The organism is Vibrio sp. SCSIO 43097 (assembly GCF_023650755.1).
GTDB classification, from domain to species: domain Bacteria; phylum Pseudomonadota; class Gammaproteobacteria; order Enterobacterales; family Vibrionaceae; genus Vibrio; species Vibrio alginolyticus.
Map to the genome: position 1 here is coordinate 3,026,069 of NZ_CP071840.1, position 25,739 is coordinate 3,051,807.

The window sequence follows — 25,739 nt, forward strand, 5'->3', positions numbered from 1 at the left end:
CTGATTCCTTCACCAGATTACGAAGTTGGATACCGTCTATGGATCACAATCCGCAGTCACAGCTAAAGTCACTTGTTATTAAAGGCAAGGAACAAGGCTATCTGACCTACGCCGAAGTAAATGACCACCTACCTGCTGAAATCGTAGATTCAGAACAGGTAGAAGACATCATTCAGATGATCAACGACATGGGCATTAAGGTAGTAGAAACTGCTCCTGATGCTGATGATTTAGCACTGAACGATGACACAAATATTACCGATGAAGATGCAGCCGAAGCTGCAGCCGCTGCACTTTCTAGCGTAGAGAGTGAGATTGGTCGTACAACAGACCCAGTACGTATGTACATGCGTGAGATGGGTACTGTCGAACTTCTAACTCGCGAAGGCGAAATCGACATCGCAAAACGTATTGAAGAAGGTATTAACCAAGTTCAATCGTCTGTTGCTGAATACCCAGGCACAATTCCGTACATTCTTGAGCAATTTGACAAAGTTCAAGCTGAAGAACTACGTCTTACAGACCTAATTTCAGGTTTTGTAGATCCAGATGCTGACGACACCGCTGCACCAACGGCAACACACATCGGTTCTGAACTGACTGAATCTCAGTTAGAAGAAGAAGACGATGAAGACGTTGATGACGACGAAGATAGCGATGACGATTCAGATGATTCTGAAGAAGATGTAGGTATCGATCCAGAATTAGCGCTAGAGAAATTCAACCAACTACGCAGCACCTATCAAAATCTTCAATTAGCAATCAACGAGTACGGCTATAACAGCCCGAAAGCAACCGTTGCTAATGAAATGATGCTAGACGTATTCCGCGAGTTTCGTCTAACGCCTAAACAGTTTGATCACCTAGTGAATGAACTGCGTACTGCTATGGATCGCGTTCGTACTCAAGAGCGTCTAATCATGAAGTCTGTGGTTGAATACGGCAAAATGCCGAAGAAATCATTCATCGCGCTGTTCACTGGTAATGAATCAAGTGAAGCTTGGTTGGATGAAGTTCTTGCTTCAGACAAGCCATACGCTGAAAAGATCAAACGTAACGAAGAAGAAATCCGTCGTTCAATCGCTAAGCTAAAAATGATTGAAGAAGAGACTTCTCTAAACGTACAGAACATTAAAGACATCAGCCGTCGTATGTCTATCGGTGAAGCAAAAGCTCGCCGTGCGAAGAAAGAGATGGTTGAAGCGAACTTGCGTCTTGTAATTTCCATCGCGAAGAAATACACCAACCGTGGCCTACAGTTCTTGGATCTGATCCAGGAAGGTAACATCGGTCTGATGAAAGCGGTAGATAAGTTCGAATATCGTCGTGGTTACAAGTTCTCGACTTACGCAACGTGGTGGATCCGTCAGGCAATCACTCGTTCAATCGCGGACCAAGCACGTACGATTCGTATCCCGGTACACATGATCGAAACGATCAACAAGCTAAACCGTATTTCTCGTCAAATGTTGCAAGAAATGGGTCGCGAGCCACTACCGGAAGAACTGGCAGAGCGCATGCAAATGCCAGAAGACAAGATTCGTAAAGTTCTAAAAATCGCTAAAGAGCCTATCTCAATGGAGACACCAATCGGTGACGACGAAGATTCGCATCTAGGTGATTTTATCGAAGATACAACGCTAGAACTTCCGCTAGATTCTGCAACTGCAACTAGCCTTAAGGTGGCAACAAAAGACGTGCTTGCAGGTCTAACGCCACGTGAAGCGAAAGTACTTCGTATGCGCTTTGGTATCGACATGAACACTGACCATACTCTAGAAGAAGTTGGTAAACAGTTCGACGTTACTCGTGAGCGTATCCGTCAGATAGAAGCAAAAGCACTACGTAAACTTCGTCACCCAAGCCGCTCAGAGACTCTGCGCAGCTTCCTAGACGAATAATCGCAGCGCATACAAGCTTTGACCCGTCCTGATATGGGTTGACACTTTTTAACTAAAACGCTCGATGTACTTCATCGGGCGTTTTGTATTTTAAAGCCGTATGAGGCCTCATTTGATTATAGATATCTACGGACTCTGCTACCATCGTCCTTGCTTCTTTCAGATCTTTCGGTTTCTTCAGCAAGAGCTCCATTTTGAGTATCCCATTTACACGCTCAGCTAAAGCATTCTGATAACAGTCATACCCGTCAGTCATTGAGCAAGTCACTCTATGTTTCTTATGGATATCTTGATATTCCTTCGAACAGTATTGTGAGCCTCTATCTGAGTGGTGTATTAGCTTTTCTTCACTCTGCCGTTGCCTGAGAGCTGAGATAAATGCCCGCTTAACTGATTGAGTTTTCATGTTGTCATCCACATAAAAACCAACAATCTTCCTTGAATAAGCGTCTGTAACCAAGCTGAGATAACTCTCTCCATTTTGAGTTGGCAAGTAAGTAATATCAGCAACCCACAGTTGTTCTGGCTTCGTTGGTGTCAGCCCATCTTTCACTTTGTTTGGGTGACAGAAAAATCGATGACGGCTGTCAGTCGTTCGGTGATAGGCTCGTCTTGCTCTCACTAACAGCCGATGCTTTCTGAGAAGTTCAAAGAGCTTATCGCGACCTATTTGAATGCCCTTTGTTGCTGCTAAGAACTTCAGTTTACGCGTGCCAATGCGTGGCTGCTTCAGCCTGACTTCACGGACAAAGCCAATGACAGCATGCTCATGATGTTCACAACGAGATTGAGTTTGGCATTGCTTATAATAAGCTTGGCGAGAGATTTGTACTAACTGACAAAACTTCGTAACGCTCAAACCTACTATGGTTTTCTTTTGGACAACGCTTCTTTGTGCTTTTTTGTCACTCTAACACCATAGTCACGTTCCATAACGTTCACGACAGCTTCAAAGAAGTCGGCTTTGAGTTGAGCATCTTCGAGCTGCTTCTCAAGCTCTTTAATACGTTGCTCTGGTGTAGGAGGTAAATTGAACTCGGCCATAGAGTCTCCTTTGGACATAAAGTTAGGTGTCCCTTTAGACCAATCTAGTCGACCATGCTTACGAAGCCAAACCAAAACCGTAGAGCAACCTTGGATGCCATACTTCTCTTGGGCTTGTTTGTAAGTGAGGCTTCCTTTTTCAACCTCATCAACTACAGTGAGTTTAAAAGCGAGGGAGTAATCGCGCTGAGTTCTTTTAGTTGTTGATTTCATAACACTCTCCAATTTTTTTGGGGGAAAGTGTCAACCTTATTTAGGACGGCACACTTTTAGAAATCAAAAAAGGTGACTTTAGGTCACCTTTTTTATTATCTACTGTTCTAAGTGGATAAAAACTAAGCGCAATTGCCCTAGTTGGTATCTAGACACCTTGCAACGCTTCCCCTATAATCGTTGTCCTATTAGGGCCCCTTAGCTCAGTGGTTAGAGCAGTCGACTCATAATCGATTGGTCCGCAGTTCAAGTCTGCGAGGGGCCACCATTCAAATCAAGCACTTCGCTTACCCTTCTTTGAATGTTGCCTTTTATTCCGTCCCGAGGTACAAAATCAGTACAGTACGCATTCGGGAGTACTCACATGGCAACTTTAGTTAAAACCTCTTCTGGTACCTGGAAAGCCGTTATTCGAAAAACTGGCTGGCCGACGACGTCTAAAACTTTTCGTCTCAAACGCGATGCAGAGGATTGGGCAAGACGTACCGAAGATGAAATTGTACGTGGCGTCTACATCAAACGTTCCTCGTCTGAACGCCTCACCATTGAAGAAGCATTAAAACGCTACCTGGCAGAAATCTCACCTACCAAACGACCGGCGACCGCTGCCTGTGACGCGAGACATTCCAAACCGCTCATCAAAGCCCTGGGAAAATACTCCCTGGCCGCCTGACGCCCGAAATCATTGCCAAGTATCGAGACGACCGGTGAGCTGGCCTGGATCGTTGCGACGCCAGAGGTAACCCGGCCCCTAAGCCACGCTCACCTAACACCGTACGCATTGACCTGGCCCTGCTCAGTCACCTGTACAACATTGCGATTAAAGAGTGGGGGATCGGCCTGGCAATTAACCCGGTCCAGAATATTCGTAAGCCCACCACATTATTCCAGGAAAAGGTCGGTTCAAACAAACAGCAATTCAGGCAGCTCGACTTGAGCTGCACATGCACCAAATAGGTATAAATGATCCAAGAAATGGGGTCTGGATGATTAACTTCAAAAAGAACAACGACTTGAATTGGGTTGACCCAAAATCACCGGCACACCGTTCAATACATCGATTTAACTATGAGAACTGGATCGCAAGAATATTTGTGACTGGTGGTATGACAAAACAGATGGTAATAGCTCGATTAAATAGGATTAAAATGAGCTTGAAGGATGGAGAATACCCTTCAAAGATTACTCAGAAAAAAGATGTAAGTTGGAATGGCTCATGACTGTTTATAGAATCACAGAAGATCCTGCTAAGTTTAAAACTCTTTCATTATTGCCTAGTGACCTAGCTGAACAATTAGGTGACTTTGAGCTTGTAAGAGACATACTGCATCAACCTTCGCACAATTCATCACTCCAACCGATATGGGGTAAGGTTAATTCGGAGTTTGCAGATGTTCTCAAGAAAGATTCGGAAACTCCAGATATAAGTATTTGGTGTAACACATTCCTCATATTTTCACCCAAAGCATTCAATTACTTACATAAAAAGTTGTCGACATGTGGAGAGTTTTTGCCGATCAATGTAGGTAGTGAAACTTGGTATTTCTATACAGCACTGACATTCGCAAGAGAGAACAAACAGTTAACGATTCCCAAAGTTGAATACGGTGAATTGATAGGATTGGAGACACTAGTCTTCGACGAAGAAGATACTCAAGATAAATATATCTTCAAGTCAGTAGAGGAAGGCCCCGTAAACCTATTCTGTACAGATATACTTCGAGAATTAGTGACCGAACATAAGTTGACAGGTATCGGTTTCTCAGAAGATCTAACAGGTTTAGATTTCATTGATGAGGCGGTGTAATTTCACTTGTTGGGTTACTTAAGCAAGTTAAGGAGAACTTCTGCGTTGGTGATATGACATTCGAAAAGCTCAGCTCTGCAGCAACTATCTAATGAGTAATGATATCTACGCCTAATGCAGCTTCTCGAGGCTCTACACTTCCCGTCAGTAACACTTTTTGACCTTCCACTCAGCTTGATCAAAAATTAAGACCCAAAACATCATACAAATTTTTGTAGCAATGAAACAAAATGTCCGCTCGTGATTTAAACCATTGACCCTCAGACAACTTCTGATAGGATGGACATATAAACGTATGGACGTCTAAAATAAAAAATGGAGCTACAATGAAAAGTATTGGTCACTTAAAGAAACTAGCTTTGATTCTCACGGCAGTAGTCGGCTTAAGCGCTTGTGGAGAAAAAGATGACTCTGTCATTAAAGTGGGCGCGACAGTTGGACCACATGCACAAGTAGTCGAGGCGGTAGCGAAGGAGGCAGCGAAGCAAGGTTTGAATGTCGAAGTCATTGAGTTTTCTGACTACGTGACACCTAATGCCGCTCTTAGCGATGGTAGCATCGATATTAATAGCTATCAGCACCAGCCATTTTTAGACAACTTCAACAGTAGCCATAACGCCCAATTAGTATCAATTGGTCAGTCCATTCTTATGCGTATGGGGCTTTATTCCAATAAGTATCGCTCACTGCAAGAGCTTCCAAACAATGCACGTATAGCGCTTCCAAATGACCCTACCAACGGTGGTCGTGGTCTGTTGCTACTCGCCGATGCAGGTTTAATTGAGCTGAAACAGGGTGTTGGCCATAAAGCCGCCCTAACTGATATCACAAAAAACGCAAAATCATTTGAATTTGTCGAGGTAGATGCCGCTCAGCTACCAAGAACATTAGATGATGTGGACGCGGCTGCGATTACAATGAACTACGTAATGTCTTCTGGTTTAGATCCGAAGAAACAAAGTATCTATCTTGAAGCAAAAGACGCCCCATTAGCAGTCATGGTCATCGCCACTCGTGACGCAGACAAAAATAATGAAGCGTATAAAAAGTTCGTTTCTATTTATCAATCTCAAGCGATTCGTGATTATCTCGATCGCACTTTCAAAGGCACAATCGAAGCAGCTTTTTAACCAATAAAGCAGCGAATACTTTGCCCCACGAATCAGATAGAAAAGAGGCTAATGTTTTCTCATAGCCTCTTCTTTTCATTATGTGCCGTCCTAAATAAGGTTGACACTTTCCCCCAAAAAAATTGGAGAGTGTTATGAAATCAACAACTAAAAGAACTCAGCGCGATTACTCCCTCGCTTTTAAACTCACTGTAGTTGATGAGGTTGAAAAAGGAAGCCTCACTTACAAACAAGCCCAAGAGAAGTATGGCATCCAAGGTTGCTCTACGGTTTTGGTTTGGCTTCGTAAGCATGGTCGACTAGATTGGTCTAAAGGGACACCTAACTTTATGTCCAAAGGAGACTCTATGACCGAGTTCAATTCACCTCCTACACCAGAGCAACGTATTAAAGAGCTTGAAAAGCAGCTCGAAGATGCTCAACTCAAAGCCGACTTCTTTGAAGCTGTCGTGAACGTTATGGAACGTGACTATGGTGTTAGAGTGACAAAAAAGCACAAAGAAGCGTTGTCCAAGAGAAAACCATAGTAGGTTTGAGCGTTACGAAGTTTTGTCAGTTAGTACAAATCTCTCGCCAAGCTTATTATAAGCAATGCCAAACTCAATCTCGTTGTGAACATCATGAGCATACTGTCATTGGCTTTGTCCGTGAAGTCAGGCTGAAGCAGCCACGCATTGGCACGCGTAAACTGAAGTTCTTAGCAGCAACAAAGGGCATTCAAATAGGTCGCGATAAGCTCTTTGAACTTCTCAGAAAGCATCGGCTGTTAGTGAGAGCAAGACGAGCCTATCACCGAACGACTGACAGCCGTCATCGATTTTTCTGTCACCCAAACAAAGTGAAAGATGGGCTGACACCAACGAAGCCAGAACAACTGTGGGTTGCTGATATTACTTACTTGCCAACTCAAAATGGAGAGAGTTATCTCAGCTTGGTGACAGACGCTTATTCAAGGAAGATTGTTGGTTTTTATTTGGATGACAACATGAAAACTCAATCAGTTAAGCGGGCATTTATCTCAGCTCTCAGGCAACGGCAGAGTGAAGAAAAGCTAATACACCACTCAGATAGAGGTTCACAATACTGTTCGAAGGAATATCAAGATATCCATAAGAAACATAGAGTGACTTGCTCAATGACTGACGGGTATGACTGTTATCAGAATGCTTTAGCTGAGCGTGTAAATGGGATACTCAAAATGGAGCTCTTGCTGAAGAAACCGAAAGATCTGAAAGAAGCAAGGACGATGGTAGCAGAGTCCGTAGATATCTATAATCAAATGAGGCCTCATACGGCTTTAAAATACAAAACGCCCGATGAAGTACATCGAGCGTTTTAGTTAAAAAGTGTCAACCCATATCAGGACGGGTCATTACTCACTAAATCGACTCATTGTCGACTTTCAGCCTCTAACTTCATTGCCAAATAAGCTTGGTCAGCAGAAACCAATTCAGGACGGTTAATCAACTTCCAGAGGAAGTATGGTGGGATTAAAAATACGATGAAGTAGAGAGATTCATGGAAGAAAACATCGGCTATCGTTTGCTGATGCTCCCAAAGTGCCGTCAGTGCGAAGAGCTCTAACATCACGCCTAATACGCCAAAGACGACAGAGACAACAATCGCTAAACCCAGTAGTTCTCTAATAAAGTGCTTGTATGCCATGATACTAATTCCTTCTAGCAATAAGTCATACTAACTTACGCTCATAAGAAACAAGTGAGCTTGATTATTATCAAACTCCCCTCATCACTGTTAAGAACTTAGTTTTATAAAAAAGTACTTGTATATAGCGTCAGCGAAGACTGATTTCCCTATCACAGAGCATAGATACCTCTACAAACAGAGGGTGATGGAACGACCAACTATTGGCTATATGAGCGCAACTTTAATCAGATAAGTAATATTGCACCGTCGATACCACTCGTACTTTCTTAATGTAAGGCGTGTTGCTGTCTCGGTCATAAATCGAGAACTGCCCTTGAGTTGCACGTTTGATCTTACCCAGTGAACTCTGTGAGTCTTTCGCAAATTTCTCAGCCACTTCACGCGCATTCTTAGTCGCTTCTTCGATCATGTCTGGCTTCACATCATTCAGCTTAGTAAAGCTGTACTCAACACGATTTGCATAAGGATCTTGGTTAAGCAAAACGCCTTGTTTTCCTAGCTCACCTATTTCATTGATTGCCGCTCGAACAACATCAACACTCTGGCTGTAAACCGTAACGGTTCGCGAGGCCAAATAACGATACTCAATGTCTTGCTCGCTCCCATATTGCTGTGCTTTTCTGTCAATGACCGCTGGGGAAGAGAGGGAAACGCTGGTTTCAGGAAGCCCTTTGGCACTTAGAAAGTCCAAAATCAAACGGGTTTGCTGGTCAATTTCATCAAACATGGCCCCCATATCATTACTCGCTAGAGTAAATTGAATCGGCCAAATCACCGTATCAGCAGGATACTCACGCTCCGACAAACCTTTTACTGTAACGACTCTTTCATAGGCTCGGTATTTCACCGCCGTCTGCTGCATAAAATAGCCAAGGATGCCAAGACCAAGTATCAAACTTAGCCCAATCCAAAGTGCTGCTTTATTGGAAACTCGTTCCATTATTTCCCCCTGATAAATATCAACTTAGCTTAATCTTTGTTCTAGATAAGATAGCCTATCTATTGTTTTAAGAGGGAGACATAACGCGAGTTTTGATTCATAGCACAGTGATATACCGTTTTCTTTAGTCAATAAAGCTTCATTGGTTTGTCACCAAAGGCTCATGCTTTTGCCTCTTAACTGTCATCTGTAATTTCTACTATCCAATCAGCAACTTGTACGCTGAGGTAAATATGGATAGTTCAACCCCTTTTCGTCTCCCTCGTAAAACGCCGTTTGGCATTGGTGAAAACGTTGCTGAATGGGCAACCGGTTTAAACCAACTTGATAAGTTCTACGCCCAACGCCCCGTTAATGCCGATACCAAAACTTTTCTCCGCTTCACGCTGGATATCTTAGGTATCGATTATCGCATTGCTCATGGTTCACTCGACTCAGTACCTAAACAAGGTGCTACCGTCATTGTGGCGAACCATCCGCTTGGTTGTGTGGAAGGCGTCATCTTGGCCGAACTCTTGTTGATGGTACGAGACGATATCCAAATTCTAGCCAATCAATACCTGAAAACCGTGCCGGAGTTAGATCAGCTCTTCATTGGTGTCGATGTGTTTGAAGGCAAAGACGCCGTCAAATCGAATATGAAGGCCCTCAGAGCGGCTAATAAACACCTAGCAAGTGGCGGCTTATTGCTTGTCTTTCCTGCCGGTGAGGTTTCCCAGTTAGTCGATGCCAAACAGCAACGCTTGGAAGATAAAGCGTGGAGTCGAAGCGTAAGTAGCCTAATCCGCAAAAACAAAGCAACGACAGTTCCAGTATTCATCAGTGGTCAGAACTCGAAACGCTTCTATATGGCAGGGAAAATCCATCCACTTTTGCGCACCCTACTGCTTGGGCGAGAACTGCTGAACAAACAGGCGCAAACCATTGATTTATCTTTTGGCCAATCAATCAAATTCAAAGAGATCAACACGCTTAACGATGATCAAGTGGTGAACTATTTGCGGCTCAACACTTATTTGCTCAATCGTGAAACCCATTCAGTGAAGCCTTCTTCTTCATCAGAAATGCTCTCTCCAATAGCGGCAGGGTTACCCGTAGGCGAATTGCTTGAAGAGCTGAACAACTTACCAAAAGAGTCCAAGCTGCTAACAAGTGGTGAGTTCGATGTTTACTGCACGGAGTCGCAGAGTATCCCTTCCCTACTGCATGAAATTGGTCGCCTACGTGAGCTCAATTTCCGACAAGTTGGCGAAGGGACTGGACTAGCAATAGACATTGACCATTTCGATCATGATTACCTGCATCTGTTTGTGTGGGACAGAGAGAACCAATGCTTGGTGGGCGCGTATCGTTTAGGTCTGGTTGATCAACTGATTGAAAAGCGCGGCGTAGCAGGTCTGTATTCACGAACGTTGTTTAACTATGACCAACGCTTTATCGACCAAATGGGTAAATCCATTGAGATGGGGCGCTCTGTGATTGCACAGCAATATCAAAAGAGCATGAGCGCGCTACTGTTGCTGTGGAAAGGCATCGCAACCTTCGTTCATCAAAATCCTGATTACACGCACTTATTTGGCCCAGTCAGTATTAGCAACGACTATAGCGATACTGCACGTCAATTACTGGCTCAATCAATGACACTCCACCACTACGACAACAACTGCGCAGAATACGTCACACCTTCTAATCCACTTCCTGAGCACCACCGTGACTGGAATACTAGCATGCTCACCGCTCTGGGTGATTTACAGCTATTGTCACGTGTCATTGCCAGAATCGATGAAGGGAAAGGAGTGCCCGTTTTGCTGCGTCAGTACTTAAGCCTCAATGGCAAGTTGGTATGCTTCAACGTCGACCCTACATTCAATAACGCTCTAGATGGATTGATTATGGTGGATTTGCGCGATGTTCAAGAAAAGACGTTGGCAAGGTATATGGGACGCGAGCAAGCTCATGACTACCTCGCCTATCATACTAATAGCAACGATGATTAAGAACAGTGATTAATTAGAGAGTTGGGAATCACAAGAAGAACCGTGTGGCGACTCTCTTTATTTACCCTTTCATCAACTAATTAGGCGTGCTCCGTGAAGTGCGCCGAAAAGAATCTTATAGATACAATCTATCGAAAAATCTAGGTAGCATTTATCTCACCAATTCCGTCACAAACTTTCACAAAAAACAAAAGCAGACCCAAGTCACACTTTAAATCCACCACAACTCAACACAAAACGTGACATTAATCATCACAAGCATTTAATTCGAATTTCAAAAAAAATCAAAAGTGATCAAAGTCACAAAATATTTTGATTTTAAATTTGTCAGAAGATCGGATTGATCACTAAGATTTTTATTGACAGATTTGAAAGTGGCTTTTTGTTATTAAGTTACAAGTTAATAAGTTGAACTTGGTCACTTAAAAACCGTTTCTCAGCCTAAGAAATGCGGGCGTAGATCACGAAAAACCCGTTGTCAGTTCCAATTGGAAAATGTGTGGTAAATTGATTGGGTACTAAGCAATCAAACAAACGGTTTTGGCGAACCGTTTACTACAACAAGATTCATCAGAACATCGAACGGGGAATTGTTATGATATCACCAGATGCCAAGATCAAGATACAAAATTTTGGTCGTTTTCTGTCAAACATGGTAATGCCAAACATCGGCGCGTTTATCGCGTGGGGCTTTATCACTGCTCTATTTATCCCAACTGGATGGCTACCAAACGAAACGTTAGCCTCTATGGTTGGCCCAATGATTACCTACTTGCTGCCACTACTTATCGGTTACACCGGTGGTAAATTAGTTGGTGGCGATCGTGGTGCGGTAGTCGGTGCAATCACAACAATGGGTGTGATTGTCGGCACAGACATCCCAATGTTTATGGGTGCAATGATGGTCGGCCCAATGGGCGGCTGGGCTATCAAGAAATTCGATAACTACATCGATGGTAAAGTAAAAAGTGGCTTCGAGATGTTGGTTAACAACTTCTCTGCGGGCATCATCGGCATGCTATGTGCGATCCTTGCTTTCATCTTTATCGGTCCATTCGTAAAAATTCTTTCTGGTGGCTTGGCGGCTGGCGTTAACTTCCTAGTTTCTGCTCACCTACTACCACTGACTTCAATCTTCGTTGAACCTGCGAAGATCCTGTTCCTAAACAATGCGATCAACCACGGTATTTTCTCTCCACTGGGTATCCAACAAGCGTCTGAAACAGGTCAGTCGATCTTCTTCCTAATCGAAGCAAACCCAGGTCCTGGTCTAGGTATCCTGCTAGCTTACATGGTGTTTGGTAAAGGTACGGCTCGTCAAACGGCAGGTGGTGCATCAATCATCCACTTCTTCGGCGGTATCCACGAGATTTACTTCCCATACATTCTAATGAACCCTCGCCTAATCCTTGCGGCTATCGCAGGTGGTATGACTGGCGTATTCGTTCTAACTATCTTTAACGCAGGTATTGTTTCTCCAGCATCACCAGGTTCAATTTTTGCAATCTTGTTGATGACTCAGAAAGGCTCAATCGTTGGTGTTCTAGCGTCTATCGCAGCAGCAACAGGTGTGTCATTCGCGGTAGCAGCACTGCTAATGAAGACGCAAACGTCAACAGAAGAAGACGGTGATGAAGCAGCACTAGAGAAAGCAACATCACAAATGAAAGACATGAAATCTGCATCTAAAAACGATGCGGTGGTAAACAGCCAAAGCAAAGGTGACGTAGACCTAGCGACAGTACAAAGCATCATTGTCGCTTGTGATGCGGGCATGGGCTCGAGTGCAATGGGCGCGAGCATGCTACGCAAAAAGGTTCAAGACGCAGGTCTGAACATCCACGTAACCAACCTTGCCATTAACAGCTTACCAGAGAGTGCAGATATCGTGATTACTCATAAAGACTTAACGGATCGTGCACGTAAGCATGCTCCAAACGCACACCACATTTCATTGACTAACTTCCTAGACAGCGAGATGTACAACCAGCTAGTCACCAAACTACTAGCAGCGCAAAACCAATCCGCAGCCAATGACGACCAAATGGTAAAAGTTTCGCTCGTGGCAGCAAACGACGACAACTTCGAGCCACAGCAAACGTCGGTGTTCCAAATCCAGCGTGAAAACATTCACCTAGGTTTGAAAGCTGCCAACAAAGAAGAAGCGATTCGCTTCGCGGGCAACAAGTTGGTCGAACTTGGCTACGCAGAACCAGAATACGTAGACGCGATGTTTGAGCGTGAAGCATTGGTTCCAACTTACCTAGGCGAATCTATCGCAGTGCCTCACGGTACGGTGGAAGCGAAAGACCGCGTGAAGAAAACCGGCATTGTAATCTGCCAATACCCATCGGGTATCCAATTTACTGAAGACGACGACGATGTTGCGAAACTGGTTATCGGCATTGCCGCTAAGAACGATGAGCACATCCAGGTGATTACCACCATTACGAACGCGCTCGATGAGCCGGAGGCAATTGAGAAGCTAACCAGCACCAACGATGTGGAAGAGATTCTAAACATCCTTGGCGGTCAACAAGCGGCTTAATTACCCCTTTAATTTGCTCCTGAGGCAAATGAGGTCAGCTGTCACCCCCTATGCGGTTGGCCTCCCCCTAGTTTCGTAAGTCAACATTTTAGACATTGGTAGGTAAGAATTATGAAAAACGCAGTTCATTTTGGCGCAGGTAACATTGGTCGTGGCTTCATCGGTAAACTATTAGCAGACGCAGAAGTCGAGGTGACATTCGCAGACGTTGACGCTCCACTCGTCGACCAACTGAGTCACAAGCAAGAATACAAAGTAAAAGTGGTCGGTACTGAGTGCCAAATCGACACAGTAACTCACGTCACCGCGGTTAACTCAGCCAGTGAAGATGTCATCGACCGCATTGTAAAAACCGACTTGGTAACAACAGCGGTTGGCCCTAACGTACTGGACATCATTGCAAAAACCATCGCTACCGGCATTGCTAAACGCTTTGCAGCAGGTAACGATAAACCATTGAACATCATAGCGTGTGAAAACATGGTTCGTGGCACCACACACCTAAAAGGTGAAGTGTACAAACACTTGGATGAATCATTGCACGCGAAAGCAGACGAGTTGGTTGGCTTTGTCGATTCAGCGGTAGACCGTATCGTACCACCAGCAGAAGCGGCGAACGATGACCCACTAGAAGTCACTGTAGAGAGTTTTAGCGAATGGATTGTGGATGAGCAGCAATTCAAGGGCGAAATCCCTGACATAGCTGGCATGGAAAGAACCAACAACCTAATGGCATTCGTAGAACGCAAGCTATTCACTCTCAATACAGGCCATTGCATTACCGCTTACCTAGGTTGCTTGAAAGGCCATCGTACCATTCGTGAAGCAATTGAAGACCCAAGCATTCACGCTGAAGTAAAACAGGCGATGCAAGAGAGTGGTGAAGTGCTGATCAAACGTTACGGCTTCGACCGTGACATGCACAACGCCTACATCGAGAAGATTTTAGGACGCTTTGCCAACCCATACTTAGTGGATGAGGTGGATCGCGTAGGTCGTCAACCAATTCGAAAATTGGGTGCAAACGATAGATTAGTGAAGCCTTTACTCGGTACAATTGAGTATGGCACTGAAAATCAAACACTTTTGAAAGGCATTGCCGCTGCGTTGAAGTACACTAACGACACTGACCCACAAGCCGTAGAGCTACAAAACTCATTAAAAGAAGTGGGTGTGAAGAAGACGCTAGCGACATACACAGGTCTTGCAGAAGACAGTGCTGAAGTGGCTCAAATCGAGACACTTTACAACCAACTTTGATTTACCTAGGGGAGCTCGGCTCCCCTTCTATGTCCTTCTCTGCTTGAAGAGTTGGGATAGCTAATAATTAGAAATGTATTCAGTATATGGCAGATAACATCAACGAAACCGAGATCATTGAGCGATTAAACAGCGCCCCATCGGTACGAGGCTTTTTCATTGCAGCAGTCGACGTTTTTAACGATTCGATCGACGGGTTGGTGCAAAGAATCTTTCGTAAAGATAACTTCGCTGTTCAATCGGTTGTCGGTCCGCTGTTACAAGACTCTGGACCGCTGGGCGATCTGTCTGTTCGTTTGAAGTTATTGTTTGGCTTGGGAGTGCTCCCCGATGACATTTACCACGACATCGAAGACATCATCAAACTCAAAAACCAACTCAATAGTGACGCTTCAGATTACGAATTCACTGACCCGAATATTCTAGAACCAATTAAGAAACTGCACTTGGTGAAGAAAATGGGCATGGTACAACTGGAAGTCAGCGAACCAGATGACGACATCGACCTTGAGTTTTATCAGCTACAACTGCAACGTCAACAACAAATCATTAAGTCAGGGCTCTCACTTGCCATTGTCGAGATTTGCAATGAGCTCGGCAAAGACAGCCCTTTTTAATCGAAAAACTGGCACGGAAGCCTCCTCAACTCGCCCCCCTTTTTGCACATTCTTCTATACAACGTGCGTGAAAGCCATCACAGTCCATATTCCGATGTCTCTGTAACATCAGACCAATCTATCGCTAGTATTGAAACGGTATCGCATGCTTTCAATCGAAGACACTAAAACTAAGTGGGAGTTTTTCCAGAAACACCACTGGGTATCTCCAGAATTTTCCCGCACTCCCGTCCTCGAGTCGTGGGAGCGTTGCATAAAGCAATGCAGCCCTTACACCTGGTCAAAACCACATATTGCTTCTGGATTTACCTTCTCATCTCTAATGAAGCGCAACGAGCATCTCATCGAATGCGCCACGACCGTACTTGAAGATACGTACGATATGCTTGGTGACGAAGACCTGGTGTTGATGGTAACCGATGGCAACGGCTGTATTCTCTCCACCGTCGGGCACGACTCTTTGCGACAAGAGATGCAAACGCTCGGCATAAAACAAGGCTGTTTTCTCTCCGAAGGAAAGATAGGCACAAATGCAGTCAATCTCTGTATCAACACTCATATCCCGTGTGAAGTTTTTGCTGCCGAACATTTCAATCGCCACTTGCACTCTTATGCCTCTGTAGCGGCGCCTGTTTTCGACCAATTTGGCAAATTACGCGGTACAACATGCCTTTTCAGAAAAGCGGAAAGCTATAAGAAAGAAGACTTAGTCATCATCGCGTCGAGCGCGAAAGAAGTCAGCTTGCAAATCCACATTCAGTCGGAACAAGAAAACATGAACCGCCTCACTTGTGCGCATAACGCAACGTTAGAGTGCATGGATGACGGCCTTCTGGCCTGGGATGAAGAAAGCCGTATAACCATGGTAAATCACCAGTCCGAGCGTTTGTTAAACATTGAAGCCAGTCAGGTCTTGGATAAAGAAGTCTTTTCTGTTTTGCGCTTCCCACCGAATGTCCTTACTAGTATTGAGTCAGGTGCGAGCATAAACCGTAAACTCACAACGGTAGAGGTTCGTGGCGAGTTTGTTGAAGCGATCATCACCTTGCGTCCACTCAACGACGGCACACACTTATTGTTCTTGCACCCTATCGATAAAATTCGCGAACTTGCTCAACAACAAATAGGTGGCAGTGCGCGCTATACGTTCAGCACTTTGCCTGTCATTTCACGAAAAATGAAGCATGTCATTACCGTGGCAAAACGGGCCATAAAGTCCAAATCACCAATTCTAATTACAGGTGAAGAAGGCGTAGGAAAAGCCACTCTCGCCATGGCGATTCATAACGAAAGCACCTACAAAGAAGGGCCATTCATTACGCTCAACTGTCGCTCCATCAATACAGAGCAACTGGTCAAAGAAACCCTGGGATACGACGAGGGGCAAGGCATGCCTTCAAAGTTTGAGCTCGCCCATGGCGGTACGCTCTTTTTAGAAAAGGTGGAATATCTGTCGCCCGATTTACAAGCAGTGCTACTTAAGTTGTTAAAAACTGGGCTCGTCAGCCGCAGCGACAGTTTGCGATTGATCCCCGTAGACTTTCAACTTATCACGAGCACCGCTTCAGAGATCAGCGAGTATGTCACTCAACGCTCATTTGGTCGGCAACTTTATTATGAAATCTCCTCGAACGAGCTGCATATTCCGCCACTACGAAAGCGTAAAGAAGACATTGAATTTCTCGTCCAGCAGCTTATCAGCCATTATGAACGCCGCCACAATGTGACGATCTCGATAGAGCCAGTCGCACTGGAAGCGTTGATGAATTTTCGTTGGTCAGGCAACAACTCTGAATTAAGAAATCGAATTGAGCGAATTTTGCTTAACCGCAGTTCCAACTTAATCAAGCTGAACGATATTCCTGAAGACATTAAACTGAATTCTTGCCATACCGCAGAAAATACGCCAGTAATCACGTTAGAAGAAGCCGAGAGAAGAGCTATCGTTCAGGCTTGGAATCAGTGTGATGGCAAAATGCATGATATGGCGAAAGCATTGCAAATTGGCCGCACTACCTTATGGAGAAAAATTAATAAGTTTGGGCTGCAGGAGCAAATGAAGCTGTATTAAGCCAAGAAGTGGCGTTCCTACAAAAAGTAAAACCGGCGTAAGCACGCCGGTACAGATGTACTAACGATAAGATATCGACTAAACATCGACAGACAACTGACGAATCTGCGCTTTTAGTCCCGGTAGCAGACTCGCACTGGCGCTGAATTTTCGCAACCCCACGCGAAGCAATGTTTCTGTGGCATTTGGATCGCCAGCCATCTCACCACACATACTAACCGGTATACCCGCGCGATCGCCTGCTGCACACGTGAGCTCAATGGCTTTTAGTACCGATGGTTCAAAGTAGTTCACCAATTCAGCAACAGCGGCGTTACCTCGATCGGCGGCCATAACATATTGAGTCAAATCATTGGTGCCGATAGAGAAAAAGTCGACTTCTTGGGCTAACGCATCAGCATTTAATACCGCGGCTGGCACCTCAATCATAATACCAACGGGCAAATGAGTCGCATCCAAGCCGAGTTGGTTTGCTTGATGCGCCAACAGCGCTTTTACTTTTCTCACTTCTTCAACCTGAGCCACCATCGGTATCATCAATTGAATATTCGGTTGCTCGTGAAAGGCTCTCAGAATGGCTCGAAGTTGAGCGGTAAACAATGACTCATGTTGAAGACACAACCGCACCCCTCTCAAACCTAAAAATGGATTATCTTCTGCTGGCATAGGATAAGCGGCTAAAGGCTTGTCACCGCCAACATCTAGACTACGAATCGTAAGTGGCTTATCACCAAGTGCGGCAGCAATATCACGATACACTTGATATTGCGCTTCCTCAGTCGGCAACTCATCACTGTTTTGAAATAGAAACTCAGTCCGAAATAGACCAACGCCCTCAGCCCCCGATGTTAGTGCATCATCAATATCTTTCGGTCCACCAATATTGGCGAATACTTGAATATGGACACCATCACAGGTGACTGCGGCTTGCTGAGCACTCGCTAATGCACGTTGTCGGATGCTTTGCCACTCAATTTGCTGAGCTTCTAATTCCTGCTGTACGGCATCTGAAGGAGAGAACCATAAATGCCCTCGGAGGCCATCAATAGTCACCACTTGACCAGCACGCACAGTATCAAGGCAGCCCTGAGCTTTAACGATGGCAGGAATCCCCATCGCACGAGCAAGAATCGCACTGTGAGAGGTTTTCCCTCCCTCACTCAAACAGATACCAAGCACTTTCGATTTATCAAGCCCGGCCACATCAGAAGGCATCAGGTCGCGGGCCAACAAAATACTCGGTTCCTGAATGTCGATGGCATTAGGCGTTACGCCTGTCATTTCGACCATAACTTGGCGTGCGATATCATGTACATCTGCTTCGCGTTCCCGCATGTACTGACTTTCTGCCTGGCGAAACTCTTCGGCCAACGTTTGCAGTGATTCTACCCAAGCTTGCTCGGCTATCATGCCCGTTTGAATTCGCGACTCGACCGATGCCCATAATTCTGGGTCACTGAGCATCATGCTATGAGCAGAAAATATTTCCCCTTTCGGCTGCTTCGCTTGCTCCTGCAAATGTTGAACAACCACGCCTATCGCACGCTTAACCCGTTCAATTTCATCTTGTTCACTTTGGAAATTACGTTCAGGCACTGCTGGCATTTCATGAGTAAAAAGGACAGCAGGAGCAGTAGCGATACCGTCATTGACTCTAATACCAACAACAGCACCTTCAATCTGATTTGAGGCCATGCCATCGAGCAGAGTATCCGAGCTTTCTTCAGGTTCGATAATGCCTTGCTCAACCGCCTCTTTTTCTCCGAAGTGCTCACTAGCTAAGGCTTCAAATGCCTTGATTGCTTCACTGGATTGAGGTCCAAGTGCGCATAAGGTGATCGTCTCTTGACTACGAACGCCAAGTTTCGCAATGCTGTTCAAGCTTTTCGCGTTCACACGGCGCTCGCCTTTTTTCAACCATAATTGGCAGTCGAAAGGCGCGAGTGCACCAACAATGGCCGCAGCGGGACGAGCATGTAATCCATGCGGATTTTGCACTACCCAATCAAATGTCCGTTCTTGCTCAAAGTTTTCTGATACTGGCGCTATCTCAGCGGATGTTAGTGGCTGATCACCAAGATGCTCTTGTTTTACGCTTAACGCATTCTGTGCCTCTTCGACTACCGTCGATAAAGGTAGTCCGGCAGCAGCAGCCACCGACGCCGCCATGGTTCCTTCAACAATAGGTGCCGAGATAAGGGTGACATTTTCCCTCACATGATCATCAATCAGGTCCAGAGCCATTTCCGTGCTAAGCAACGCGCTGCCAAGATCCATCAACACAACAACCCCTTGTTGATCTTGTACCTGCTCAATCGCTTCCATCACGGCAATGGCATCGGTTCCGATCGGGTTCTCTGGATCATCAATCCCAGCAGCAATCGCAAGCTTGGCTTTGCCTTGCGTCATTTGGGTGGCAAGTTCTGCCACCCCTTCTGCAAGTCGACGACTATGAGATACAACTACAATTCCCACCATCTTAATTACCTGCTATTGCCTGCTGGAGTCCTTTAATCATTAACAAAGAAGAGGTTGCACCGGGATCTTGGTGACCAATACTACGTTCCCCCAGATAGCTTGCTCGCCCTTTTTTCGCCAACATTTCAATCGTGGCAACCGCGTTCGTTTCTGCTAGCTCAACCATTTCATTCAGTAAGTGATCGGCGCTCATGCCATTTTCTAACGACGCCTTCACGCTAACTAAGACGGGTAACCAAACATCACACATGGTTTTATCACCCAGCTCTGCTTTACCACGAGACACCACGCCATCCACACCGCTTTTTAGTGCATCCACTAACTCTTCAAACGTTAATTGCTCTCGAGTTCCGACAGCGGCAGCCGTGCGAATAAACAGCGTGCCATACAGCGGGCCACTTGCCCCACCGACACTAGAAAGCAAGGTCATGCCCGTATTCTTGAGAATGCTGCCGATATTTTGGTCCGCAAATTGCGGCAGTTTTTCAGCAACTTTTTTAAAGCCACGGTTCATATTGAGACCGTGGTCGGCGTCACCAATATCACGATCAAGGTCGGTCAGAAAATCTTGATTCTCTTGATACGTTTTTGCACATAACTCTAGCCAGTGAACGATATGTTGTTTTTCAATTTGCATGTTTGCTCCCCCTGTTACCACTTGATCGCGGCCGTATCGACAGGAGCATCAAACAGCTCCAACATCTCTTTGTCTGCCTTCAGCAACGTAATCGAAACGCCTTCCATATCGAGTGACGTACAGAAGTTGCCAACCATATTACGTACGATACGGAACCCTGCTTGCTGGCAGTTATGAGCCAGACGGCGGTACACTCCGTAAAGCTCTGAAGTTGGCGTACCACCCATACCATTCACCATCACAATGTAGTCGTGTTCAGCGGCGAAAGGCTCAATGCTGGATTCCACTTCATCCCATTCACCTTCGTCACGATTCCAAATACGCAATGTGCGCTGATAAGGCGTGTTTTCAGCAACTTCAGCAAACATTTCATCCACTAACGTATCGACGTCGGTGTATTTAACTCGCTTGATACCTGGTTCACCATGGATACCAACACCAAACTCAACTTCATCATCTTCCAGAACAAAAGATGGTTTACCCGCCGCTGGTACAACACAAGCATTAAGCGCCACGCCAAATGAACGACAGTGATTATTCACGCGACGAGCCAGCGCTTCACATTGCTCCAACGAATAACCTTTGTTCGCGGCAGCCCCAACTAACTTTTCAACCAATACCGTTCCAGCAACGCCACGGCGACCAGCGGTGTATAGGCTGTCTTTGACTGCAACATCGTCATCCACCAACACCGACCCAACTTTGATACCATCGGTATGAAGCAGCTCCACAGCCGTTTCAAAGTTCAACACGTCTCCGGTGTAGTTTTTAATGATAAACAGCACCCCCTCACCGGTATTCACTTGGTTACCACATTCGTACATTTGATCAGGCGTAGGTGAAGTAAATACCTCTCCTGGGCAGGCGCCTGTCAGCATGCCTTTACCAATAAAACCAGCGTGCAAAGGTTCATGACCACAGCCACCACCAGAAACCAGTGCCACTTGCCCCGGCGTTTCCTCGTGCCACATGTAACGAGGCTCGTAGTTGGCTTTTAGCTCAGGGCGGGACAATGCCAGGCCTTCCATTTGCTGCAATACAACATCATCGACTTGGTTAATTAACTTTTTCATCGTTCTATCTCATTCCATTTATATTTTTATGTAGGGTATGAATTCATCTTAAACAGAGAAAAAGCGTGCTCAACAAAAATCAATCTGTTTCATATTGAAACAAAAACTTCGGCATTTTTGTTTCAATATGAAACGTAAAACGACAAATTGTCCTGAATAGTGATCGTCGCCATAAAGCATGCTGATGCTTATTACTTCTGACAGTCGGTTTGACACAGAGGTCATAAAAGCATGGAACAAAACCAGAGATATCCTTCACCACTTACCACACCAAACCTAATATAAACCTTATCCCTACAATGGATATTCATTGCAGTCCAAAACACACATAAAAAAGGTTAAAGGTTTGAATTATGGACAAAATTATTATCAGCCCAAGCAAATACGTCCAAGGTGAACAAGTACTTACATCTATCGCTCACTATGTAAAAACATTGGGTGAACGTCCGTTAGTAATTGCCGATGAGTTCGTGACTAACCTGGTTGGTGATGACGTCAAGCAAAGTTTTGCTGACGAAAAGCTTCCACTCACTATGAACATTTTTGGTGGCGAATGTTCGCGCGTTGAGATTGAACGCATCACGGACATTTGTGCCACTCAGAAACACGATGTCATTGTCGGTATTGGTGGTGGTAAAACGTTAGATACAGCAAAGGCTGTTGCGTTTTACACCAAAATTCCTGTCGTGGTGGTTCCTACCATTGCCTCGACAGATGCACCAACCTCAGCGCTTGCGGTGATATACACACCTGAAGGTGAATTTGCAGAATATTTGATGATCCCTAAAAACCCAGACATGGTCATCATGGATACGTCAGTCATCGCCAAAGCCCCTGTTCGCTTACTTGTATCGGGGATGGGCGACGCGCTTTCCACCTACTTTGAAGCTCGTGCCAACATGACTTCTGGTAAGGCAACAATGGCTGGTGGGTTAGCGACGCGTTCAGCACAAGCGCTTGCGAAACTTTGCTATGAAACCTTGCTTGAAGATGGTGTAAAAGCAAAAGCTGCGGTAGAAAATGGTGTGAGCACCAAAGCGGTAGAAAACATTATTGAAGCCAATACATACCTAAGCGGTATCGGTTTTGAAAGCAGTGGTCTAGCGGGTGCTCACGCTATTCATAACGGCCTAACTAAGCTTGAAGAGTGTCATCATCTCTATCATGGTGAGAAAGTCGCGTTCGGCACACTAGTTCAGCTGGTACTAGAAAACGCAGCGATGGAAGAGATTAATACGGTTCTTGCATTCTGCCGCTCTGTAGGTCTACCAACCAACTTATTTGATATGGGCGTTAAAGAGCTTAACCACGCTAAGTTGCGCGAGGTCGCCGAAGCCTCAACGGCCGAGGGAGAAACCATCCACAATATGCCATTCCCAGTGACGGCAGAAAATGTCTACTCTGCAATTCTAACCGCTCACCAGTTGGGTCAATAACTCACCCCCTTAAAGTGGGCTTAAATAAAAAAGCGGCACATACTCTCGCATGTGCCGCTTGGATTTTTGCTGTTAAGCGTAATTACTCAACCGTTACCGCTTTCGCCAGGTTACGTGGTTGGTCTACGTCCGTACCTTTGATCAGTGCTACGTAGTAAGACAGCAACTGCATAGGGATGGTGTAGTAGATCGCCGCCGTGATTTCACTAACGTGAGGCATCGTGATGATCTTCATTGTTTCATCGCCTTCGAAGCCTGCGTCTGCATCTGCGAATACATACAGAAGACCGCCACGCGCACGCACTTCTTCAACGTTTGATTTTAGCTTTTCAAGTAGGTCGTTGCTTGGTGCAACCACAACAACTGGCATGTCAGCATCAATTAGAGCCAGAGGACCGTGTTTCAGTTCACCCGCCGCGTACGCTTCTGCGTGGATGTACGAGATCTCTTTCAGTTTTAGAGACGCTTCCATCGCGATTGGGTAGAACTCGCCACGGCCTAGGAACAATGTGTGGTGCTTGTCTGCAAAATCCGTTGCTAGTGCTTCAATTTCTTTCTCGAAAGAAAGTGCCGCGTTGATTTGCTTAGGAAGTGCGTGTAGTGCTTCAACAATCTCTTTTTCTTTCTCTTTGCTGATGCGACCTTGTTCTTTACCCAGTGCTGTTACCAGCATAAGTAGTGCAGAAAGCTGAGTCGTGAACGCTTTGGTTGAAGCCACACCGATTTCAACACCAGCGCGAGTCATGAACGCAAAATCTGATTCACGAACCAGAGAAGAGCCTGCTACGTTACAAATGGTCATCGCCGCCATGTAACCTTTCTCTTTTGCTAGGCGAAGTGCTGCTAACGTATCTGCAGTTTCACCAGACTGAGACAACGTAATAAGAAGGCTGTTTGGACGAGTCACAAACTTGCGGTAACGGAATTCAGACGCAATTTCTACATCACAGCTAACGCCTGCAATGTCTTCAAACCAGTAACGTGCCGTCATACCTGCGTTGTAAGACGTACCACACGCCACGATTTGTACGTGTTCTACTTTGCTTAGAATGTCTGCCGCGTGCACACCGATCGCGTCTGTCACAACAGAATCTGACGTGATACGACCTTCCATTGTGTTGATCAACGCTTTAGGTTGCTCATAGATTTCTTTTTGCATGAAGTGACGGTATTGGCCTTTATCACCTGCATCATGCTCTGCATTAGATTCAACAATTTCACGCTCAACTGGCTCACCCGTTGCATCAAACACAGTGACTTCACGGCGAGTAATTTCTGCTACGTCCCCTTCTTCTAGGTACATGAAACGGCGCGTAACGTTAAGTAATGCAAGTTGGTCAGACGCTAGGAAGTTTTCACCTACACCAAAACCGATCACGATCGGGCTGCCTGAACGTGCTACTACGATGCGAGATGGGTCTTTGCGATCCAACGCTACCGTGCCGTATGCGCCTTCAAGTTGTTTTGCTGTTTTTTGTACCGCTTCTAATAGCGTTTCTGAAGTACGAAGTTCCCACTCAACCATGTGTGCGATAACTTCTGTATCCGTTTGCGATTCAAACACGTAGCCACGAGATTGAAGCAGCTCACGCAGCTCTTCATGGTTTTCGATGATGCCGTTATGGACCACTGCGATATCACCAGACATGTGTGGGTGAGCATTGATTTCAGAAGGTTCACCGTGCGTCGCCCAACGAGTGTGCGCAATACCAGTTCCGCCGATCACTTTTGCTTCTTCTACTGCATCAGCCAATTCTTGTACTTTACCCAAGCGACGAACGCGCGTTAGGTTTGATTCGCCATCAACAACCGCAACGCCAGCAGAGTCGTAACCGCGGTACTCTAAGCGGCGTAGACCTTCAACCAAAATTTCTGCAACATCTCGTTGTGCTACTGCACCTACGATTCCACACATGTGTTTATCTCCGTTTGTAGTTTTGTTCTTCCCTAGCCATGATTTCAAATAGAGGCAGCAAGCAAAGGCCTTTATCCAGAGGGAAGTAAAATATGAAACTGATTACATTATTAGGCGCAAATGACTTTCACGCCATGTTGTTCAATCTGTACTTTATGCTCTGCTTGGATATCTGCATCGGTCACCAACACATCAACTTGATGCCAAGCGAGCTCTAAGTTTGGGATCTTACGGCCGATTTTTTCGGACTCGATCATTACGATCACTTCACGTGACGCTTCTGCCATTACCTTACTTAAGCCAACCAACTCATTAAATGTCGTGGTTCCACGCTCGAGATCGATGCCATCCGCACCGATGAATAGTTGGTCAAAGTCGTAAGCTCGTAATACAGATTCGGCCACTTTGCCTTGAAAGGACTCTGAGTGCGTATCCCAAGTACCGCCAGTCATCAGCAGTGTCGGTTCGCTCTCTAATTCATTTAGGGCGTTAGCAACATGCAACGAGTTGGTCATGACCACTAAGCCACGTTTGTCATTCAACTGTTGAATCAGCGCGGCAGTCGTGCTGCCACTGTCGATCACGATGCGATTATGATCGCGAATCAATGATGCTGCTGCTTTTGCTAAGCTTAACTTTCGAGTCGAAACATTAGCGCCCAATTCTTCGTGAATGACTTCCTTTGGGATAGCAATCGCACCGCCATAGCGGCGTAGAAGTTGGCCGTTTTTCTCTAAAGAAGCTAAATCCTTTCTAATCGTGACCTCTGAGGTTTCGAATTTCTGAGCAAGTTCATCAACGCTGACTTCTCCTAGTTCAGAAACCAAGTTAGAAATGGCGTGTCTTCTTAATTGAGTATTTCGTTTCGACATTTAAGTTTTGACTTTAAGTTTCGATGTGAAACTTATTATAGTCAAACCGAAACTTTCAAGTCCATTTATTTCGATCCAAAAAATTAATATTTCTCGATAAAACCTTGTCCTAAGACAATTCTTAAACAGTGA

General features: G+C 45.3%; 20 protein-coding genes and 1 tRNA gene. 13 read left to right on the plus strand and 8 right to left on the minus strand.

The annotated features are described in order from the left end of the window. The first annotated feature begins 38 nt into the window (after positions 1-38). A complete protein-coding gene (gene rpoD, locus J4N40_RS14560; protein ID WP_005395986.1) occupies positions 39-1,901 on the plus strand; it encodes an RNA polymerase sigma factor RpoD in 1,863 nt (620 codons plus the stop codon). Positions 1,902-1,953: 52 nt separating this feature from the next. Here the strand turns inward: rpoD and J4N40_RS14565 are convergent. After that, positions 1,954-3,158, minus strand: a protein-coding gene (locus J4N40_RS14565; protein WP_250654292.1) for an IS3 family transposase whose coding sequence is annotated in 2 segments (ribosomal slippage) — positions 1,954-2,807 and positions 2,807-3,158 — 1,206 coding nt in all. Because the reading frame shifts where the segments join, the coding sequence is not laid out codon by codon here. Between the two features lie 192 nt (positions 3,159-3,350). On the opposite strand from J4N40_RS14565, the gene J4N40_RS14570 reads away from it, so the two are divergent. The 6 genes from J4N40_RS14570 (at position 3,351) to J4N40_RS14590 (ending at position 7,434) form a co-directional block, all read left to right on the plus strand. Further along, positions 3,351-3,426: transfer RNA gene (locus tag J4N40_RS14570), tRNA-Ile, on the plus strand. A 96-nt stretch (positions 3,427-3,522) separates the two neighbouring features. Further along, a complete protein-coding gene (locus J4N40_RS14575) occupies positions 3,523-3,831 on the plus strand; it encodes a hypothetical protein (RefSeq protein ID WP_236716964.1) in 309 nt (102 codons plus the stop codon). A gap of 244 nt (positions 3,832-4,075) precedes the next feature. Next, positions 4,076-4,378 carry an AHH domain-containing protein gene (locus J4N40_RS24615; RefSeq protein ID WP_350338174.1) on the plus strand — a complete coding sequence of 101 codons (303 nt, stop codon included), beginning with the start codon at positions 4,076-4,078 and terminating at the stop codon, positions 4,376-4,378. 290 nt (positions 4,379-4,668) lie between these two features. Further along, a complete protein-coding gene (locus tag J4N40_RS14580; protein WP_151514445.1) occupies positions 4,669-4,965 on the plus strand; it encodes an imm11 family protein in 297 nt (98 codons plus the stop codon). Positions 4,966-5,291: 326 nt separating this feature from the next. Continuing rightward, entirely contained in the window at positions 5,292-6,095 is an 804-nt protein-coding gene (locus J4N40_RS14585) for a MetQ/NlpA family ABC transporter substrate-binding protein (protein WP_017633488.1), read from the plus strand. 134 nt (positions 6,096-6,229) lie between these two features. Next, positions 6,230-7,434, plus strand: a protein-coding gene (locus J4N40_RS14590) for an IS3 family transposase (RefSeq protein ID WP_250654293.1) whose coding sequence is annotated in 2 segments (ribosomal slippage) — positions 6,230-6,581 and positions 6,581-7,434 — 1,206 coding nt in all. Because the reading frame shifts where the segments join, the coding sequence is not laid out codon by codon here. 50 nt (positions 7,435-7,484) lie between these two features. Here J4N40_RS14590 and J4N40_RS14595 read toward each other — a convergent pair. Next, positions 7,485-7,760 (minus strand): hypothetical protein, encoded by a 276-nt coding sequence (locus J4N40_RS14595; protein WP_005383040.1) that lies wholly within the window; start codon positions 7,758-7,760, stop codon positions 7,485-7,487. A gap of 223 nt (positions 7,761-7,983) precedes the next feature. Next, the gene (locus J4N40_RS14600) at positions 7,984-8,703 is read right to left on the minus strand and encodes an SIMPL domain-containing protein (protein ID WP_005379714.1); all 720 of its coding nucleotides are present in this window, start codon (positions 8,701-8,703) and stop codon (positions 7,984-7,986) included. A 233-nt stretch (positions 8,704-8,936) separates the two neighbouring features. Between J4N40_RS14600 and J4N40_RS14605 the strand changes: the two genes are divergently transcribed. From J4N40_RS14605 to dhaR, 5 genes are all read left to right on the plus strand, one after another. Next, positions 8,937-10,700 (plus strand): bifunctional lysophospholipid acyltransferase family protein/GNAT family N-acetyltransferase, encoded by a 1,764-nt coding sequence (locus J4N40_RS14605; RefSeq protein WP_213872552.1) that lies wholly within the window; start codon positions 8,937-8,939, stop codon positions 10,698-10,700. Positions 10,701-11,295: 595 nt separating this feature from the next. Continuing rightward, positions 11,296-13,248 carry a PTS mannitol transporter subunit IICBA gene (locus J4N40_RS14610; RefSeq protein WP_005379710.1) on the plus strand — a complete coding sequence of 651 codons (1,953 nt, stop codon included), beginning with the start codon at positions 11,296-11,298 and terminating at the stop codon, positions 13,246-13,248. Positions 13,249-13,359: 111 nt separating this feature from the next. Beyond that, on the plus strand, positions 13,360-14,508 hold the full coding sequence (locus J4N40_RS14615) for a mannitol-1-phosphate 5-dehydrogenase (protein ID WP_062730758.1): 1,149 nt from the start codon (positions 13,360-13,362) through the stop codon (positions 14,506-14,508). A gap of 86 nt (positions 14,509-14,594) precedes the next feature. Further along, entirely contained in the window at positions 14,595-15,125 is a 531-nt protein-coding gene (locus J4N40_RS14620) for an MltR family transcriptional regulator (protein WP_005379708.1), read from the plus strand. Positions 15,126-15,270: 145 nt separating this feature from the next. Continuing rightward, a complete protein-coding gene (dhaR, locus tag J4N40_RS14625) occupies positions 15,271-17,196 on the plus strand; it encodes a dihydroxyacetone kinase operon transcriptional regulator DhaR (RefSeq protein WP_250654294.1) in 1,926 nt (641 codons plus the stop codon). Positions 17,197-17,274: 78 nt separating this feature from the next. Here dhaR and ptsP read toward each other — a convergent pair whose 3' ends face one another. From ptsP to dhaK, 3 genes are read right to left on the minus strand one after another with little or no spacing between them, the layout of a single operon-like run. After that, positions 17,275-19,674, minus strand: coding sequence for a phosphoenolpyruvate--protein phosphotransferase (ptsP, locus tag J4N40_RS14630; protein WP_250654295.1), 2,400 nt, complete (start codon positions 19,672-19,674; stop codon positions 17,275-17,277). Between the two features lies 1 nt (position 19,675). Then, the gene (gene dhaL, locus J4N40_RS14635) at positions 19,676-20,311 is read right to left on the minus strand and encodes a dihydroxyacetone kinase subunit DhaL (RefSeq protein ID WP_213912270.1); all 636 of its coding nucleotides are present in this window, start codon (positions 20,309-20,311) and stop codon (positions 19,676-19,678) included. A 14-nt stretch (positions 20,312-20,325) separates the two neighbouring features. After that, positions 20,326-21,384, minus strand: coding sequence for a dihydroxyacetone kinase subunit DhaK (gene dhaK / locus J4N40_RS14640; RefSeq protein ID WP_250654296.1), 1,059 nt, complete (start codon positions 21,382-21,384; stop codon positions 20,326-20,328). Positions 21,385-21,737: 353 nt separating this feature from the next. Between dhaK and J4N40_RS14645 the strand changes: the two genes are divergently transcribed. Beyond that, the gene (locus J4N40_RS14645; RefSeq protein WP_005379703.1) at positions 21,738-22,820 is read left to right on the plus strand and encodes a glycerol dehydrogenase; all 1,083 of its coding nucleotides are present in this window, start codon (positions 21,738-21,740) and stop codon (positions 22,818-22,820) included. 82 nt (positions 22,821-22,902) lie between these two features. On the opposite strand, the gene glmS is transcribed toward J4N40_RS14645, so the two are convergent. Both glmS and J4N40_RS14655 read right to left on the minus strand, forming a co-directional pair. Next, on the minus strand, positions 22,903-24,735 hold the full coding sequence (glmS, locus tag J4N40_RS14650; protein WP_005379702.1) for a glutamine--fructose-6-phosphate transaminase (isomerizing): 1,833 nt from the start codon (positions 24,733-24,735) through the stop codon (positions 22,903-22,905). A 110-nt stretch (positions 24,736-24,845) separates the two neighbouring features. Continuing rightward, positions 24,846-25,607: a DeoR/GlpR family DNA-binding transcription regulator gene (locus J4N40_RS14655; protein ID WP_005379701.1), complete on the minus strand. Its 762-nt coding sequence runs from the start codon at positions 25,605-25,607 to the stop codon at positions 24,846-24,848. Positions 25,608-25,739 lie beyond the last annotated feature (132 nt).

Coding starts and splice junctions, on each gene's coding strand:
- rpoD (WP_005395986.1), top strand. CDS start 39: ATGGATCACAATCCGCAGTCACAGCTAAAGTCACTTGTTATTAAAGGC.
- J4N40_RS14575 (WP_236716964.1), top strand. CDS start 3,523: ATGGCAACTTTAGTTAAAACCTCTTCTGGTACCTGGAAAGCCGTTATT.
- J4N40_RS14585 (WP_017633488.1), top strand. CDS start 5,292: ATGAAAAGTATTGGTCACTTAAAGAAACTAGCTTTGATTCTCACGGCA.
- J4N40_RS14595 (WP_005383040.1), bottom strand. CDS start 7,760: ATGGCATACAAGCACTTTATTAGAGAACTACTGGGTTTAGCGATTGTT.
- J4N40_RS14600 (WP_005379714.1), bottom strand. CDS start 8,703: ATGGAACGAGTTTCCAATAAAGCAGCACTTTGGATTGGGCTAAGTTTG.
- J4N40_RS14605 (WP_213872552.1), top strand. CDS start 8,937: ATGGATAGTTCAACCCCTTTTCGTCTCCCTCGTAAAACGCCGTTTGGC.
- J4N40_RS14610 (WP_005379710.1), top strand. CDS start 11,296: ATGATATCACCAGATGCCAAGATCAAGATACAAAATTTTGGTCGTTTT.
- J4N40_RS14615 (WP_062730758.1), top strand. CDS start 13,360: ATGAAAAACGCAGTTCATTTTGGCGCAGGTAACATTGGTCGTGGCTTC.
- J4N40_RS14620 (WP_005379708.1), top strand. CDS start 14,595: ATGGCAGATAACATCAACGAAACCGAGATCATTGAGCGATTAAACAGC.
- dhaR (WP_250654294.1), top strand. CDS start 15,271: ATGCTTTCAATCGAAGACACTAAAACTAAGTGGGAGTTTTTCCAGAAA.
- ptsP (WP_250654295.1), bottom strand. CDS start 19,674: ATGGTGGGAATTGTAGTTGTATCTCATAGTCGTCGACTTGCAGAAGGG.
- dhaL (WP_213912270.1), bottom strand. CDS start 20,311: ATGCAAATTGAAAAACAACATATCGTTCACTGGCTAGAGTTATGTGCA.
- dhaK (WP_250654296.1), bottom strand. CDS start 21,384: ATGAAAAAGTTAATTAACCAAGTCGATGATGTTGTATTGCAGCAAATG.
- J4N40_RS14645 (WP_005379703.1), top strand. CDS start 21,738: ATGGACAAAATTATTATCAGCCCAAGCAAATACGTCCAAGGTGAACAA.
- glmS (WP_005379702.1), bottom strand. CDS start 24,735: ATGTGTGGAATCGTAGGTGCAGTAGCACAACGAGATGTTGCAGAAATT.
- J4N40_RS14655 (WP_005379701.1), bottom strand. CDS start 25,607: ATGTCGAAACGAAATACTCAATTAAGAAGACACGCCATTTCTAACTTG.